The sequence below is a fragment of the Actinomycetospora sp. genome, from assembly GCF_055612215.1.
In genome coordinates, this window is record NZ_JBVPVA010000624.1 from 1 (window position 1) to 1,141 (window position 1,141).

Annotated in this window: 2 protein-coding genes; both read right to left on the bottom strand. The window is 73.8% G+C overall.

Annotated features, from left to right (window positions below; translation table 11 throughout):
• A partial coding sequence (locus AC0CYZ_RS17165) for an AMP-binding protein (RefSeq protein WP_472217484.1) occupies window positions 1-786 on the bottom strand: 786 nt, incomplete at its 3' end.
• 79 nt (window positions 787-865) lie between these two features.
• On the bottom strand, window positions 866-1,141 hold a 276-nt coding region (locus AC0CYZ_RS17170; RefSeq protein WP_472217486.1), incomplete at its 5' end, for a LysR substrate-binding domain-containing protein.

Genomic DNA, 1,141 nt, shown 5'->3' on the forward strand with positions numbered 1-1,141 from the left:
GCGGTCCGCCACGTGCAGCATCGCCGAGTACATCGTGGGCACGCCCTCGAAGACGGTCACGTGGTCGCGCCCGATGACCTCGAGTGCCTTCGCGCCGTCGAAGCGGGGCAGCAGCGTCAGGCACGAGCCGGACAGCACCGAGGCGTTCAGCCCGCACGTCAGCCCGAACACGTGGAACAGCGGCAGGCAGCCCATCACCACGTCGTCGGGGCTGATCTCCATCAGCGTGCGCGCCGAGGTCCGCGCGTTGGTCAGGAGGTTGGCGTGCGTGAGCTCGGCGCCCTTCGGCGAGCCGGTGGTGCCCGAGGTGTAGAGCACGACGGCGGTGTCGTCGTCGGTGCGCTCCGCCGGCCCGTCGACCGCCTCGACGCCCTCGAGCTGGTCGGCGGTGGGGCCGGTGGCCGCGAGCACGAGCACGTCGGTGTCGGTGGCCGTGCCCGCCTCGCGCGCCGCGTCCGCCGCGCCGTCCCAGGCGATGACCAGCGACGCCTCGGAGTCCTTCAGGTAGTACTCGATCTCCCGGGCCTTGAGCAGCGGGTTCATCGGCACCACCGAGCAGCCGGCCAGGAGCGACCCGTAGAACGCCAGCGGGAAGGCGGGCACGTTGGGGAACACCAGCCCCACCCGGTCCCCGGGCTCGAGGCCCCGCCCGCGCAGGACACCGGCGACCGCCCGGGCGGTGTCGACGAACTGCCCGTAGGTGAGCACGTGGTCGTCGAGCCGCAGGGCCGGCCGGTCGGCGTGCTCGTCCGCTGCGTCGACCAGTGCCGTCGCGAGATTGGTCATCGTCACCCTTCCTCGAGCGTCGGCCAGCCAGATGCCCGGGCGAGTGGCCCGGGACACATCCGGTCTGCGGCGGCCCGCCTCAGAGCTGGGTCTGCTCGCGGACCAGGGCGACGAACGTGGTCGCCGCCGCCGCCAGGTCGTCGTCGCGGCGCAGCACGAGGTAGAGGCAGCGCTCGATCGGGTCGCCCTCGAGGCGGACCTCGCGGACGCCGTCCCGGGCGTGGCGCGCGAGGGCCCACGCGCTGACGACGCCGACGCCCTCGCCGGCGGCGACCGCCGCGATCACGCCCTCGTTCGTGTCGCGGATGGTCCACTGCTGGTCGGTGATCAGCGGGGTGCCGCGCTCGGCGAGCGC